The following is a 14,376-nucleotide window of genomic DNA, read 5'->3' on the forward strand; positions in this document are numbered from 1 at the left end:
AAGTTAAGAAAACGTTCACATTGCAGACGATACATCCACCCTTTTTCTGATAAACTTATAATAAGAGATATTTTCTGGAGGTGAGGATCGATGAATGCGATTGGCCAGAATATCAAAAATTGCCGAATGCGAAAAGGAATGTCCCTGGAAGAGCTTGCACTGAAATCACGAGTTGGCACACAAACAATTGAGCGCTATGAGAGCGGCGAGCAAACACCGAATTTGCAGACAATATTAAAAATCTCGACTGTCCTGGATGTGCCTGCTTCCGAGTTGATGGGGCAGCAAATCTATGTTACTGCTCCAACAGAAGCTGACCCAACAACAAGCAGTTTGTAAATACCGGCAATTAACATGAATGAACACTAAGATTTAAGGGGCAGAAATTTTCTGCTCCTTATTTCTTTAAATACAGCTCTGTTAAAGCTGAATGTTGATATTTAAACCCTGTTGATTGTAGTGGTAGGCGTGCAGACTCCTCCGAAAATGCTAACGCATTTTCATCGTGCGTGGGCAGATTCGAGGAAGCATTTCAGTGTCCTGCGGGCGCAGCTGGTCAGGTGAGAACCCGCAGGAGCGAAGTGACGAGGAGGCTCAGCGCCAGCCCCGCGGAAAGCGAAGCGCCTGGAACGAAAATCAACAGCCTTGTTTAACAGAGCCTTATATAAAGTTTTAGAAATAACATGTATATCATTCTGGCAAACTGGTTATCCTTATTTTATAAGGCTTTCTAGTATTCCCCCCTTTTTTGAATGGACTTCCATATTTGGATGTCCATCTTTTTTTTGTTTCCGCCTTTTTTCACATTATGTGTGTGAACTTTCAATTCACGGGGAAAATAAATGGCATACCTTACATATTTCGTAAATAATGTCAGGAGTGAAAGCCACAATGGAAGATGTTACGTTCGCCAGGAATAAAACGATTAACGGAATCGATTTGTATTACGAACATTATGTACACCCGGCATCCGATGAAACACTCGTGCTGCTACATGGTTTTCTTTCCTCTACTTTCAGCTTCCGGCATTTGATTCCACTGCTTAAAGAGGATTATAATGTCATTTCTGTTGACCTCCCGCCATTCGGGAAGAGCGGCAAAGTTCCCAGTTATAAATATTCGTACCATAACATGGCTACAACTGTAGTTGAATTAATGAAGTCACTTGGAATCAGCGAATTTAATGTAGTCGGCCATTCGATGGGCGGGCAAATTGCTTTAAACATTCTTTTGCACTATCCTGACTATGCCAAAAAGGGAATATTGCTTTGCAGTTCAGGCTATTTGAAGAGAGCGAAGCTTCCACTTGTCCTGACAAGCTATATCCCTTATTTCCACCTTTATGTGAAATTCCATCTCGCGAAGTCTGGTGTGAAACAAAACTTGAAGAATGTTGTGTATGACCATTCCATGATTAATGATGAAATGCTCTACGGCTACTTATCCCCTTTTTTAGAGGATGACATTTTTAAAGCATTGACGATGATGATTAGGCATCGGGAGGGTGATTTGACTTCTGAGGAGCTAAAAAAAATCGATGCACCCTGCCTGATGATCTGGGGTGAGCACGATAAGGTTGTCCCTGTCAGTGTCGGAAGAAAATTAAAGAAGGATTTAAAGAATTCTAAACTGGTGATTTTAAAGGAAACGGGACATCTCGTCCCGGAAGAACGGCCGGAGGATGTCCACAAGCTCATCAATCAATTTATTGGCGCAGAGGAAAGAGTCGAAGCAACAGCAAACGGCAGCCGTTGATGGCTGCCGTTTCATAGGTTTATAATGAGCAAGCATCCTCATTTTTAATTGAAAGCAAAGTGTTAGCGATTAAATGGCAATCCTTGTATGGCAATAGCTTTTCAAACGAAAATTCGAATACAGACTGAATTCTCTTTGCAATTTTATAAGCATCGTCAAAATCATGAACTGCCTGGAGGATATCGGCAATTTCCGGATCAAATCCCCCTTCCCCTACGTCAATAGGATCCCATTTATTCAAAACATCAATTAATTTATAGCTAAGTTCTTTAGATTCCAATTCAATCACCTGATATTTTTTTATAAATATTTTATCATAAAGATAGTGAGTGATAAATTTTCAGGAAATGGCGGTGTACATATGGATAAGTTTGATTTTAACAAAGTGATTGATCGCAGCAAGTCTAGTTCTGTTAAATGGGATTCGACTGAAAATGTATTTGGGACGGCAGATGTGCTTCCAATGTGGGTCGCTGATATGGACTTCCAGCCTCCAAAAGCTGTTTGTGACGCTCTTAAAGAAAGGATCGATCATGGGGTTTTTGGATATACTTTTGTGCCTTTTTCAGTTACTGAAGCCCTTCAGCTTTGGCTGAAAAATCGACATGGCTGGGAGATTGAAACATCATCCGTTTTATATAGCGAGGGTGTGGTGCCTTCCATCAGTACTGCGATTCGTGCTTTCACGGAAAAAGGCGACAAGGTCTTGGTGCATTCGCCTGTTTATACACCTTTTTTCAATATGGTGAAAAATAATGACAGGACCCTTATCACGTCAAACTTAATTTATGAAAATGACCGATTTGAATTGGATTTTGAGGACTTTGAAGAAAAGTTGAAAGAGGGAGTTAAATTATTCATCCTGTGCAACCCTCATAATCCTGGCGGCAGGGTCTGGACTAGGCTTGAGCTCGAAAAACTCGGCGACTTATGCGTAAAGCATGATTGCCTGATCGTTTCGGATGAAATCCACTCCGATCTTGTTTTCAAACCGAATGTCCATACACCAATCGCTTCGTTAAAAGAAGAGTTCATGAATATTACAGTTACATTCGTCGCTCCGAGCAAAACGTTTAACTTGGCGGGACTTCAAGCTTCGGCCGCCATTATCCAGAATAAGGAACTAAAGACCAAATTCAAGGAAATCCAGCAGCAGCAAGGATTCTTTACCTTGAATGCGTTTGCCATTGCCGGTATGGAAGCCGCCTATCGCGGTGGAGAGGCATGGCTGGAACATCTGCTGGACTATTTGCACGAAAATATGGAGATTGCCACTGAGTTTATGAAAGAAAACCTTACGGCGATTAAACCTATGAAGGCTGATGCTACCTACCTGCTATGGATTGATTGCAGGGAGCTTGGTTTAAGCGACGAAGAACTGAAAGAAAAGCTGCTGTACAAAGGGAAACTTGCACTTGAGCCAGGAACGAAATACGGAGAAGGCGGAGAAGGTTTTGTCAGGATGAACCTGGCCTGCCCGCGCGAAACTTTGCTTGAAGGTCTCGACAGATTGAAAACAGCGTTCAGCTAAGACAACCTTTCAGTTTTCACGAGAAATATAGAAGGAGCCAGACCTCTAGGTCCTGGCTCCTTCTTTCTACATTTAGGCACTCATTTCAAGTGCTTCATAATATGGCTGAAGTGAATAATGAATGATTGTATCCATGAATGGGTGAAGTTTTTGCGGAATCAGCAGTTTTGCGTAATCCCATGCATTATTCTCGATATTCAAGGCAATCCCAGTTCTCGCGTAATCATTGGTACAAGAATCCATCTGCTCAATTAAATCAGCTAGCTGACTGTCCTCTGCATGGCCGATTTCATGGGCAAAAACAACAGCGAGGTAATCCTCGAATGAATCTAATGATGAAAAGATCTGCAGGCACTGGTCCTTGATTTCTTCAATATATAAAGTGATGGTGTGACTCGCAAAATTATACTTCCCGCCCGCAAACCGGTCTCCAGGAAAAAATGATTCAAGTTCAACCTTAACACTGCTTCCCGACTGGATAAGAATTTGTTCTACAATACTCTTTATCTGTAAGTCCTTCAATTTATACCCCTACTCATTTTTAAGATATAAATTGTATTATAAACCTTTCCTGAAATAATGAAAACATGACTTTTACCCCGATTTCCACAAGTTAAACCACCAGAAACACAATTTTATCGCACTGGTGATTACCAGTTTAACGCGTTACAGTACTGGGGGTCTGACCCCCACCGGTTTAACGCGGGACAGGGCTGTTGTAGTCAAAAAAAGAACAGCTGGGTAAAATCAGCTGTTCTTCTTATGTTCTTCCATTTGCTTCATGACTGTCTGTTCATATTCTTTAGCTTTCTGTGCTTCCTTTTTGGAAACTTTAATGATAAACCTCATTGTCAGGATCGCTCCTATCAGGAAAACGAATGAGGTTATAGCTGCGGGAATATATTCAGTTTTATCCTCTGGAAAATATAAAAATAATGAGATGACAAACCAGTGATTCATTCTCATCTTCCTTTCTTACTCGGAAACACGCACCCACACATTATAGCAAGGTTTTGCATTTCATCCAACCTGGCCAGATGTTATTTCAGTACATTGATTTTTTCAATGACGACATCCTTTTCAGGCTTGTCCTGCGCTCCAACTGGGGTAGCGGCAATTTTATCGACAACATCCATTCCCTCGACAACCTGCCCGAAGACTGTATGCTTGCCATCTAGATGCGGAGTGCCGCCATTTTCATAAGCCTTGATCACTTTTTCAGGATAGCCCGCTTGTTTCATTTGCTCTGGCAGGCTAGGATCCAGCTCTTTATTCTGGACGATGAAAAATTGGCTTCCATTCGTATTAGGTCCTGCATTCGCCATCGATAATGCTCCGCGGATATTGAAAAGCTCTCTTGAAAACTCATCCTCGAACGGTCCGCCGAAAATACTTTCACCGCCCATACCTGTTCCATCCGGGTCACCGCCCTGAATCATGAAACCATCGATAACACGGTGGAATGTAACTCCCTCATAGTAGCCTTCTTCGCTGTGCTTGATGAAATTCTCCACCGTCTTAGGCGCCTGTTTCGGGAAAAGCTTGATTTTAATGGTACCCATATTGGTGACCATTTCAACAAGTCTTTCATTTTCCTGGACTTCCTTAACCGTCTGCGGATAAACAAAATTTTCATCCATTTTCTGCTGATCAGCTTGTCCACCATTATCTTCTGTTTCTTCCTTCGCTTTCTCTGCTTCTTGCTTCTCGCCTGCAGTACCGCAGCCAGCAAGAACAAACATGATTGCTATTAGTACCGCTAATATTTTTTTAGTCATGATATGTATCCCTCCTATAAACACTTTAAAGGATTGTAAAAGGTTTTGCACTTTGTTTTTTGCTCTAAATCTTGCATAATGAAAGAAAAGGCATTACGTCCTGGCCAGTGAATGACAAGTGTTCAGGACATTCGTCACATAATCTATTTTTCGAAAGGAGAAAATCATGTCCGAACTGAAAATTGGCGAGAAAGTGACCGCCATTTATAAGACTGGCAAGTACATAGGCGAGATTACAGAACGCCGTCCCCAGCACTATCTTGTCCGTGTTTTGGCAGTAGCTAAACATCCAATGCAGGGCGACCTTCATAATCCAAAGGATGCTGAAGTGGGCTTTTTCCATGAAAGAAAGGCACTATCCTACCGGGAGCAAGCAAATATTCCTGAAAAAATGGTAAAGCCGTTCGAAGGTGAGATTCCTGACTATCTTGATTCACTGAAAGAAGCAGCAAGTAAATTGCGATCAGAACTTGAGGATGACAATTCTCCATGGGCACAGCAAAGCCTTCGGAATTTGGAATCACTTGAGAAAGATTACTTTAAATAAGAGTCTGCCGAGTAATATACCCATCGTAAGAACGCCAAAAGCCAGATTGTTTTCTCCAATCTGGCTTTTTTATGCAAACTTGTTCAACAGCTTTGAAAAATCGACCATATCCCCAATTGTAGTGGGCTCAGGCCTGCGCAGATACTGTTTGTCTTTCTCTACCAGCTTGTAAATATGATAGGTTGTCAAAGCATCATCGAGCGCACGGTGGTGCTTTCCAGTGCCTTCCCTGCCATATTCCTGTACAGCCTTCCAAAGTCCAGTCTGATTCTGGTCACCAAAGAAACGTTTATATTCCATCGAAAGATCAATTTGCTTGCCCGGGAGCGGAAATGAGACGGATGCCTGCAGGCAATTATGCTGCAATACCTTCATGTCCATATTGCCCCAGGTGACAACCTGGCAGTTTTTGCTTCCACCCATACACCTTAATTTCTCCGCCAAATCATGAAACGAGATTCCTGAATTAACCTGTTCCTGGGAAATGTTCAGAAATGACCTGCATCTCTCAGTTAAATTTGGAAAACGGTTTGGCCTTACATATGAGGAGAACTGTTCAACCACCTTGCTGTTCTCAACCAGAACGGCACCAGCCTCAATAATTTCCTGGTAAAAGCCCTGCCTCCTGCTGTTCCGGTCAGGCATCGTAAATTCAAAATCAATAAATAATGTCCTTTCATTTTCGCCCATGCTTCCCCAACTTTCTGAAAAGCCAGTAGTTGTATGTAACCAGTATATGCTTTTCTGTCGATTATTTTTTCTATTATATCACGAATCAGAATAAATTTTTTAATTTTTCTGCATTTTTATATTGTCATAATTTAAATATCAAAATTTTTGTTGGTTTTTTATTGGAGATTAATCATTCCATATAAATAATCACTGGGTATTGCCTGTGTGAATCCTTATTCAACTCTTAATTTTGCTGAATTTTATCCGATATAAAGCGTGCGTAATATGCAAATTAATTTAACAGGATTCTTACACAGCAAAAGAAAGGAACTAACGTGCGCATCCTAACAGGCTATTTACTGACAATGCTTTTAATACCCGCGTTCATCACAGTCGTGACGTTAACGTTTAACGAAGCCGGTAAAGCGGAAAGCTTCAACGAGATTCTTGATAAGAAAGTTAACTTGACACAGACAAAGCTTTCGCAGACAAGCTTGATTCTTGCCAGCAATGGTGATGTCGTAACAGAACTTAATCATCCCATGAACAGACGATATGTGTCATCCAATGAAATTCCAGGATTCATAAAAGATCTATTTATCGTTTCTGAGGATCAAAATTTCCAAAGGCATCCTGGATTTGACCTGACTGCAATAGGCCGTGCGCTTGCAATCAACATTCACTCAGATGGAATCGAGCAAGGTGCAAGCACGATTACCCAGCAGCTGGCCAGAAACCAGTACCTGAACCATTATCAATCCTATAACCGTAAACTCAGTGAAGTGCTATATGCTTGCCAGCTCGAAAAAACATTTTCAAAAACGGAAATCCTTGAGCAGTATCTAAACGCGATCTATTTTCAGAATAACGCTTACGGAATCCAGGCAGCTGCGGATTTTTATTTTAAAAAGAAGCCGGCAGATCTTAGTAAGGCTGAACAAGCGTTTCTAGCCGCTATCCCTAATAATCCTTCCTTTTATAATCCTTTAAAGCACTTTGATCGGACAAAGAAGCGGCAGGAGCTTCTGTTAGATCAGCTAGTCCAGAGTGGTCAGCTTCATTTTGACGAAGCAGAAAAACTTAAAACTGAGAAGATTGTTTTAAAAATAAGACCAAGGAAAAATGCATATCCTGATTACACTTCATTTGTTTTAAGTGAATTAAGGGAATTGGTATCTGAACATGAAAAATTAGGAACTGAACAAGAATTAGATGCGAGAGTCGATGAATTGTTAAGTTCAGGCATCACCATCCACACCGGCCTTGATCAAGAGCTGCAAATGCGGACAAAGAAGTCGGTGGCAGAGCACCTGCCTTATAAAGGTATTGAAGGCGCTGCTGCAGTAGTGAATCATGAAACGAACCTCATAGTGGCTTTGGCAGGCGGCAAGAACTATCGTACCGGTGAATTCAACCGGGCGTACCAGGCTTTTCGCCAGCCGGGGTCTTCCATTAAACCTTTGCTCGTGTATGCACCCTACTTTGAGCGGACACGCGCCAGTATAACTGAGAAAGTGGATGCTGGAGCCATTTGTATCAAAGGATATTGCCCGAGAAATTATGGTGGAGCGAAATATGGAAAGGTGACCCTGGAACAGGCATTCACCCATTCCTATAACACACCCGCCGTCAGGCTGCTTCAGCAGGTTGGGGTGAATGAGGCTTTCAGTGATTTAACACCTTTTCATTTTGAAAAAATGACATCCCAGGATCAAGTGCCGTCTTCTGCAGTCGGCGGCTTCACCACTGGCATGAGTCCGTTAGAAATGACCGAGGCCTATACTGTTTTCAGCAATAAAGGACTATTTATCAGGCCAAGAGCGATTGCGAAGGTGACTGACCTTAATGGCCGGCTTCTTTATAAATGGAATCATCTGCAGGTGAAAGTTTGGAGCGCGAAAACAGCTGAGACTGTAAACGAGTTGATGAAAAAAACTGTTACTTCAGGTACAGCAAGGAAAGTGGGGATTGCCGGTCAGGAGGCGGGAGGCAAAACAGGAACGACCAATGATTTCAAGGATTTATGGTTCATCGGCTTCAGCGGAAAGCTGACTGCAGGAGTATGGGTTGGCAAAGACGCGCCGCAAAGCATGGAATCTATTCATGACAAATCGCCACAGCTATTGATTTGGCGGGATATAATGAAATGATCAGACCGGGGTAAGCCCGGTCTATTTTTATGGTTGATTTCAGTTCAAGCACTCGTTTTCCGGAGGATTATGGACTGCACTGTTTGGAAATCAGCCCATTAATAAATAAAAAACTGATTCAATTTGAATCAGCTCTCTAAATCGGCAAACTTGCCATTATGCTGTTATACACTTTTACCGCAAGATAAATGATTCCAAGCAGCATGGTGCTCCAGAGGATGACCTGAAAGAAAACGGTCCCGATGACCCCTGCTATTGATAAATTAGGGCTTATTTTATAGACAAAATAAATGAAGTAAATCAATGTTGCTGCTGCAAAAATAAGGCCGATTCCTATGAAGCTGTAAATGCTGAAAAGGGAAACCACCCCAGCTGCAAAATAGACGGATGCACCACTGCGAATCAGTTTAAGGCTCTCACCTTCATGATCCTTTGAAAAAAATAGCAGGCTGACCTCATTGATTGTATCGGCAATAAGCTTCATGGCTGCAAAAACCATGAAGTACATGACCATCAGCAATGCCAGAAGCGAAAGTTTTATTCCTGTTTCCGAAAAAAACTCCAGCATGCCATCATAAATCCCGGCATTTTTCAGGAGTGCCACAAGCTCCATTTCTGTGCGGACTGAGAGCGACAAACTGAACAGAACAATGGCGAGCAGCGGGAAATAGCTTGTTAAATACGGATTTTTCATTATAACCTCTTCACTCGTTTCTTTCTTATTCCTACTTGGATATTATGAAAGAAAAGAATGCTTCCGGCAACAAAAAGAAAAAGTTCCTTACTCAAGGAACTTAAAACTTTTGAAACTTTATTCATCTTAATCCGTATTAAAAGGTTGAAGGCTACTTAGGTATTATCCTGACGTATTCCCTCGATCCAAAAGGTATATATGTTTTTGCTGTTTCAACCTCGTCCATATCTGTTTGCTGAATCCGCAGTACACCAGGTTCTGCACCAGTTCCTTGTTTTGACAACTCCTTGTCTTCCCGGTTATCCAGGATGAAGAATCCCGTAAACAAACTAAGGAATATCCCAACGCATATAACAATTTTCCGGACCATGGTTATCCCCCCTATTCCCTGTTAGTATGCAAGCAATACAGCATTCTTATTCAGTAAATTTTGGAGAGTCCTTTTATTATCAAATGCCATGGCATGCATATCCCTCATTTTTACGATATAATTTTTACATCGGACATTCGGGAGCATGAACCTGGTAAAATCAGCAAAATATATAATGTTAACGATTGTATCAAAAATCTAAATTTGGAATTATAAGGAGGTATTATCTTTTGTCATTACTTCACCTTGCAGTTTTATCACCGCTTTTACTAGCGCTATTAATTCCATTTTTACATAAGCACTTCCGTAACATACATACAGGGTGGTTCCTTTTGCCGCTGCCCGCCGTGCTTTTTGTATATTTCCTTCAATTCATAAGCGTGACAAGAAATGGAGATACCATCATGGAATCCTTTCCGTGGATCTCCTCGCTTGGGGTAGATTTCGCCCTTAAAATTGATGGATTAGGGTTACTTTTTGCGCTGCTGATCACGGGGATTGGAGCACTGGTCGTGTTATATTCGATCTATTACCTTTCTCCTGAAAAAGAAAAGCTGAATACATTCTACATATATTTGCTTTTGTTCATGGGAGCCATGCTTGGGGTTGTCTTATCGGATAACCTGATCGTCCTATATACCTTCTGGGAATTGACGAGCTTTTCTTCATTCCTTTTAATTGGATATTGGAACCATAAAGAAGGTTCGAGATATGGCGCGCAAAAATCGATGCTGATCACCGTTTTCGGCGGTTTGTCAATGCTTGGGGGCATCTTGATGCTCTATATCATCACTGGCACTTTCAGCATCTCCGAAACCATTGAAATGTCTAATCAAGTTATTAATCATCCTTTGTTCACAGCAACCTTGATTTTGTTCCTTTTAGGGGCATTCACAAAGTCTGCCCAGTTCCCATTTCACATCTGGCTGCCTGATGCGATGGAAGCGCCCACCCCAGTCAGTGCGTATTTGCACTCTGCAACGATGGTTAAGGCGGGCATTTATCTTGTCGCCCGGATGACACCTGTATTTGCCCATTCTGGTGTATGGGTCTGGCTCGTAGCTGGTATTGGAGTACTTACTTTATTCTGGGGTTCTTTTTCAGCGGTAAAGCAAACGGATTTAAAAGCAATCCTTGCCTTTTCAACAGTCAGCCAGCTTGGTATGATCATGTCATTGCTTGGTGTTGGCGCTGCGGCCCTTCACTATGGCACGATTAAGGATGGATATTATATCGTCGCAGTCACAGCTGCTGTTTTCCATCTAATCAATCATGCCACATTCAAGGGCAGTCTGTTCATGGTTACGGGAATCATCGACCATGAAACGGGGACAAGGGATATCCGCAAGCTTGGCGGCTTGATGAACTTCATGCCAATTACTTTCACTCTCGCAATCATTGGGGCATTTTCAATGGCAGGTATTCCGCCTTTCAATGGCTTCTTGAGTAAAGAGATGTTTTTCACCGGGATGCTTCGAGTTGCGAAAATGGATATATTCAGCCTTAATACATGGGGAATCCTTTTCCCAATTATTGCCTGGGCGGCAAGTGTGTTCACATTCCTGTACAGCATGATGTATGTATTTAAGACATTCACTGGAAAATATCAGCCTGAAAAACTGGAAAAGAAACCGCATGAAGCGCCCATTGGAATGCTGATTTCGCCCGTCATCCTTGCTTCACTCGTCATGATTTTCGGAATTTTCCCAAATGTGCTTTCTCATAGCATTATTTCTCCCGCTATGGGAGCAATCTTGCCATCACTGCTTGAAAACCGTGAAGGATTTGATGTCCATATCTCTCACTGGCATGGTCCAACACCTGAATTATATATGACGATAGGTGTCATTATTTTAGGATTTTTACTGTTCAAAACACTGCCAAAATGGACAGGCATCTATCGGATCTTCCCTGAGCGGCTTGCGTTGAACCATATATATGACCGCGGCCTGGAGCTCATCCAGATCACGTCCCGAAACATAACCAAGACGTATATGAACGGTTTTATCCGGACATATCTAGTTTACATTTTTTCATTCTTTATCTTGATCCTGGCCACGACTTTGGTATATCGGAATGCGTTCAAACTCGATTTTAGCAATGTCGCGCCGATCAGATTTTTAGAAGTGATCCTTGTATTGATTATTGCTGTTTCCTCCATCACGATTATGTTTGCAAAATCAAGGCTGACTTCAATCATCCTGCTAGGAGCGGTCGGATATACAGTTGCACTTTTCTTTGTCATTTTTCGCGCTCCAGATTTAGCGCTGACACAGCTTGTGATTGAAACAGTTTCCGTAGCCCTTTTCCTCTTGGCCTTTTACCATTTGCCAAAACTCGGAAGAAACGAGGAGCGGATCCGCTTCAAGCTCGGAAATGCAATAGTTTCGATTGGAGTTGGTGCAATCGTCACTCTTATCGCTTTATCAGCGCACAGCAATAAAATGTTCGATTCAATTGCACAGTATTATATAGAGAATACGTATAAAAAAGCAGGCGGCGAAAACATGGTTAACGTCATTCTCGTTGACTTCCGCGGTTTTGATACGATGTTCGAAATTACAGTGCTCGGCATTGCCGCTCTTGGTATTTTTGCCATGATCAAACTACGGCTGACAAGGGGGAAAGAATAAGGATGAAAACAAATGATATTATCCTGCAGACAGTTACAAAATTCACTTTGTTCGTCATCATCCTGTTTTCGATCCATCTGTTCTTTGCCGGGCACTATCACCCTGGAGGCGGTTTTATCGGCGGGCTGATGACATCAGGGGCAATTGTGCTTCTGCTGCTTGCCTTCGATATAAAAACAGTGAAGACAATCCTGCCGGTCGATTATATCAAGGTTATTGCAGTTGGACTCCTTTTTTCCGTGGGAACTGGAGTAGGGGGTTTGATCATGGGCATGCCCTTCCTGACTCATGCGTTTACCTATGTGGATCTTCCACTCCTTGGCAAAACTTCTTTGCATACTGCGGTATTATTCGACACTGGCGTGTTCCTGGTCGTCATTGGTGTGACAATGACCATTATTCAAACGATTGGAGAGAGCGAATAATGGAAATTTTAATGGCTTTTCTTATTGGTATTTTGTTTATGACAGCGACCTATCTCATGCTTTCCAAAAGCTTGCTCAGGATCATTATCGGTACAGGACTTCTGAGCCACGGCGCCCACTTGTTGATTTTAACGATGGGCGGCTTAAAAAGAGGTGCCGCTCCGCTTCTTGGCGAGCACGCTGCTTCTTATGTCGATCCGCTTCCTCAGGCATTGATCCTGACTGCGATCGTCATTAGCTTTGGCGTAACCTCCTTCTTCCTGGTTTTGGCCTACAGAGCGTATCAGGAACTTGGAACGGATAATATGGATCGCTTGAGAGGAAAGGAAGGACATGAATAATCTAATCATCTTACCTATTCTAATTCCTCTGATTACAGGGGTTATACTAATCTTTTTCACAAAAAACGTACTCGCACAGCGATGGGTTTCGGCAATAAGCTCATTTTCAGGGATTATTGCTGCCTCCTTGCTTGCTAGCCATGTTTATAAAAATGGAATCCAGACAATGGACGTCAGCAACTGGGAGGCTCCTTACGGCATAACGCTCGTTTCGGACATGCTTTCTGCATTGCTAGTGCTTACGACCAGTATCATTGCGTTTGCTTCCGTAATCTACTCCTTCAAGTCAATCGGCGTAGAGCGGGAAAAATTTTATTACTACCCAGTCGTTAACTTCCTGCTCGTTGGCGTGAACGGCGCCTTCACAACAGGTGATATTTTCAACTTGTTTGTATTTTTTGAAGTCATGCTTATGTCTTCATATGTATTGCTTGTTTTGGGCGGAACGAAAATCCAGCTCCGCGAATCCATTAAATACATACTGGTAAATGTCATTTCATCTGCGCTGTTTGTCATCGCTGTTGCGTATCTTTATTCAGTAGTCGGCACGCTCAACATGGCGCATATTTCTGTTCGAATCAGCGAGCTTGGCAACCTCGGGATTATAACTGTTATTGCCGTATTATTCTTAATCGTATTCGGCCTGAAAGGTGCGATTTTCCCGCTTTATTTCTGGCTTCCTGGATCTTATTACGCACCGCCCGCACCGGTTATGGCCTTATTCGGAGCACTGCTGACGAAGGTTGGGGTTTACTCGATCACCCGGACCTACTCGCTATTCTTTTACCATGATGCTGGGTACACACATCAATTGCTGCAAATTCTGGCGATCCTGACAATCATCGCTGGAGTGATAGGGGCAATCGCTTATTCCGACATTAAGAAAATCATTATCTATAATATTATTGTCGCGGTCGGCGTCATACTGTTTGGTGTATCCGTACTGACACAAGAATCACTAACTGGTGCTATCTTTTACTTGATACACGACATGAACATCAAGGCCGCCCTATTCCTGCTGATTGGGATCATCATCAGGATCACAGGGACGAGCGATCTTAATAAAATCAGCGGATTGCTGCATAGATATCCGCGCCTTGGTTGGACATTTTTTATCGCCGCGTTAGCACTTGCGGGCATCCCTCCGCTTAGCGGATTCGCTGGCAAACTGATGATTGTACGTTCTGGCTTTGAAGCAGGCAGTTATTTTGGAGCATTCACCGTCCTCATGTCCAGCCTTTTTGTTTTGTTTTCGGTAATGAAGATTTTCATAAAAGGCTTCTGGGGTTCTGAGAGGGCATTTAAGTCTGAGCAAGGTGCTCCTGTTAAATGGCTCCTTGCCGCACCAGCGCTCTTAACAGCCTTTGCTGTTCTGTACGGAATTGGAACAGATGCAATATATCCGGTAATCTCAATGGCTGCTGAAACACTTGCAAATCCGGAAATCTACATCGATGCAGTTTTAAAGGAGTAATGAGCT

At 42.5% G+C, this 14,376-nt stretch carries 16 protein-coding genes; 9 read left to right on the forward strand and 7 right to left on the reverse strand.

What is annotated here, in order from left to right:
* Positions 1-90: 90 nt before the first annotated feature.
* Together AABM38_RS20170 and AABM38_RS20175 are read left to right on the forward strand one after the other, a co-directional pair.
* The gene (locus AABM38_RS20170; RefSeq protein ID WP_423407969.1) at positions 91-339 is read left to right on the forward strand and encodes a helix-turn-helix domain-containing protein; all 249 of its coding nucleotides are present in this window, start codon (positions 91-93) and stop codon (positions 337-339) included.
* 552 nt (positions 340-891) lie between these two features.
* Complete coding sequence (locus AABM38_RS20175) at positions 892-1,755, forward strand: alpha/beta fold hydrolase (protein WP_423407970.1); 864 nt, start codon at positions 892-894, stop codon at positions 1,753-1,755.
* 19 nt (positions 1,756-1,774) lie between these two features.
* On the opposite strand, the gene AABM38_RS20180 is transcribed toward AABM38_RS20175, so the two are convergent.
* Positions 1,775-2,035, reverse strand: a complete 261-nt coding sequence (locus AABM38_RS20180) for a DUF1871 family protein (RefSeq protein WP_423407971.1) — start codon at positions 2,033-2,035, stop codon at positions 1,775-1,777.
* Positions 2,036-2,116: 81 nt separating this feature from the next.
* On the opposite strand from AABM38_RS20180, the gene AABM38_RS20185 reads away from it, so the two are divergent.
* Positions 2,117-3,286 (forward strand): MalY/PatB family protein, encoded by a 1,170-nt coding sequence (locus AABM38_RS20185; RefSeq protein WP_423407972.1) that lies wholly within the window; start codon positions 2,117-2,119, stop codon positions 3,284-3,286.
* Between the two features lie 72 nt (positions 3,287-3,358).
* On the opposite strand, the gene AABM38_RS20190 is transcribed toward AABM38_RS20185, so the two are convergent.
* The 3 genes from AABM38_RS20190 to AABM38_RS20200 form a co-directional block, all read right to left on the reverse strand.
* Positions 3,359-3,808: a hypothetical protein gene (locus tag AABM38_RS20190; RefSeq protein WP_423407973.1), complete on the reverse strand. Its 450-nt coding sequence runs from the start codon at positions 3,806-3,808 to the stop codon at positions 3,359-3,361.
* 225 nt (positions 3,809-4,033) lie between these two features.
* Positions 4,034-4,246, reverse strand: a complete 213-nt coding sequence (locus AABM38_RS20195; protein WP_335375377.1) for a hypothetical protein — start codon at positions 4,244-4,246, stop codon at positions 4,034-4,036.
* Positions 4,247-4,326: 80 nt separating this feature from the next.
* A complete protein-coding gene (locus tag AABM38_RS20200) occupies positions 4,327-4,926 on the reverse strand; it encodes a peptidylprolyl isomerase (RefSeq protein WP_423410810.1) in 600 nt (199 codons plus the stop codon).
* Between the two features lie 304 nt (positions 4,927-5,230).
* On the opposite strand from AABM38_RS20200, the gene AABM38_RS20205 reads away from it, so the two are divergent.
* The gene (locus AABM38_RS20205; protein WP_423407974.1) at positions 5,231-5,611 is read left to right on the forward strand and encodes a kinase-associated lipoprotein B; all 381 of its coding nucleotides are present in this window, start codon (positions 5,231-5,233) and stop codon (positions 5,609-5,611) included.
* 69 nt (positions 5,612-5,680) lie between these two features.
* Here the strand turns inward: AABM38_RS20205 and kapD are convergent, their stop codons facing one another.
* Positions 5,681-6,301: a 3'-5' exonuclease KapD gene (kapD, locus tag AABM38_RS20210; RefSeq protein ID WP_423407975.1), complete on the reverse strand. Its 621-nt coding sequence runs from the start codon at positions 6,299-6,301 to the stop codon at positions 5,681-5,683.
* A gap of 317 nt (positions 6,302-6,618) precedes the next feature.
* Here kapD and AABM38_RS20215 point away from each other — a divergent pair, with 317 nt between their 5' ends.
* Positions 6,619-8,433, forward strand: a complete 1,815-nt coding sequence (locus AABM38_RS20215) for a transglycosylase domain-containing protein (protein WP_423407976.1) — start codon at positions 6,619-6,621, stop codon at positions 8,431-8,433.
* A 136-nt stretch (positions 8,434-8,569) separates the two neighbouring features.
* On the opposite strand, the gene AABM38_RS20220 is transcribed toward AABM38_RS20215, so the two are convergent.
* Complete coding sequence (locus AABM38_RS20220; protein WP_423407977.1) at positions 8,570-9,127, reverse strand: YufK family protein; 558 nt, start codon at positions 9,125-9,127, stop codon at positions 8,570-8,572.
* A gap of 151 nt (positions 9,128-9,278) precedes the next feature.
* Positions 9,279-9,497 carry a hypothetical protein gene (locus AABM38_RS20225; protein ID WP_423407978.1) on the reverse strand — a complete coding sequence of 73 codons (219 nt, stop codon included), beginning with the start codon at positions 9,495-9,497 and terminating at the stop codon, positions 9,279-9,281.
* A 230-nt stretch (positions 9,498-9,727) separates the two neighbouring features.
* Here AABM38_RS20225 and AABM38_RS20230 point away from each other — a divergent pair, with 230 nt between their 5' ends.
* Genes AABM38_RS20230 through AABM38_RS20245 form a run of 4 tightly spaced genes read left to right on the forward strand, consistent with a single transcriptional unit; the run spans position 9,728 to position 14,370 of the window.
* Complete coding sequence (locus AABM38_RS20230; RefSeq protein ID WP_423407979.1) at positions 9,728-12,130, forward strand: Na+/H+ antiporter subunit A; 2,403 nt, start codon at positions 9,728-9,730, stop codon at positions 12,128-12,130.
* Positions 12,131-12,132: 2 nt separating this feature from the next.
* Positions 12,133-12,555: a Na(+)/H(+) antiporter subunit B gene (locus tag AABM38_RS20235; protein WP_423407980.1), complete on the forward strand. Its 423-nt coding sequence runs from the start codon at positions 12,133-12,135 to the stop codon at positions 12,553-12,555.
* The gene (locus AABM38_RS20240; RefSeq protein WP_423407981.1) at positions 12,555-12,896 is read left to right on the forward strand and encodes a Na(+)/H(+) antiporter subunit C; all 342 of its coding nucleotides are present in this window, start codon (positions 12,555-12,557) and stop codon (positions 12,894-12,896) included. Before AABM38_RS20235 ends, AABM38_RS20240 begins: the two co-directional genes overlap by 1 nt.
* Entirely contained in the window at positions 12,889-14,370 is a 1,482-nt protein-coding gene (locus AABM38_RS20245; RefSeq protein WP_423407982.1) for a Na+/H+ antiporter subunit D, read from the forward strand. The genes AABM38_RS20240 and AABM38_RS20245 overlap by 8 nt, the downstream gene beginning before the upstream one ends.
* The last annotated feature ends 6 nt before the right edge of the window (positions 14,371-14,376 follow it).

Origin of the sequence: Heyndrickxia sp. MSNUG, assembly GCF_049532715.1 — a bacterium.
Taxonomy (GTDB): Bacteria; Bacillota; Bacilli; order Bacillales; family Cytobacillaceae; genus Mesobacillus.

Bases quoted from the DNA above. Each gene is read 5' to 3' on its own strand.
- AABM38_RS20170 (WP_423407969.1), top strand. From the start codon at position 91: ATGAATGCGATTGGCCAGAATATCAAAAATTGCCGAATGCGAAAAGGA.
- AABM38_RS20225 (WP_423407978.1), bottom strand. From the start codon at position 9,497: ATGGTCCGGAAAATTGTTATATGCGTTGGGATATTCCTTAGTTTGTTT.
- AABM38_RS20220 (WP_423407977.1), bottom strand. From the start codon at position 9,127: ATGAAAAATCCGTATTTAACAAGCTATTTCCCGCTGCTCGCCATTGTT.
- AABM38_RS20245 (WP_423407982.1), top strand. From the start codon at position 12,889: ATGAATAATCTAATCATCTTACCTATTCTAATTCCTCTGATTACAGGG.
- AABM38_RS20185 (WP_423407972.1), top strand. From the start codon at position 2,117: ATGGATAAGTTTGATTTTAACAAAGTGATTGATCGCAGCAAGTCTAGT.
- kapD (WP_423407975.1), bottom strand. From the start codon at position 6,301: ATGGGCGAAAATGAAAGGACATTATTTATTGATTTTGAATTTACGATG.
- AABM38_RS20235 (WP_423407980.1), top strand. From the start codon at position 12,133: ATGAAAACAAATGATATTATCCTGCAGACAGTTACAAAATTCACTTTG.
- AABM38_RS20175 (WP_423407970.1), top strand. From the start codon at position 892: ATGGAAGATGTTACGTTCGCCAGGAATAAAACGATTAACGGAATCGAT.
- AABM38_RS20195 (WP_335375377.1), bottom strand. From the start codon at position 4,246: ATGAATCACTGGTTTGTCATCTCATTATTTTTATATTTTCCAGAGGAT.
- AABM38_RS20200 (WP_423410810.1), bottom strand. From the start codon at position 4,926: ATGGATGAAAATTTTGTTTATCCGCAGACGGTTAAGGAAGTCCAGGAA.
- AABM38_RS20240 (WP_423407981.1), top strand. From the start codon at position 12,555: ATGGAAATTTTAATGGCTTTTCTTATTGGTATTTTGTTTATGACAGCG.
- AABM38_RS20205 (WP_423407974.1), top strand. From the start codon at position 5,231: ATGTCCGAACTGAAAATTGGCGAGAAAGTGACCGCCATTTATAAGACT.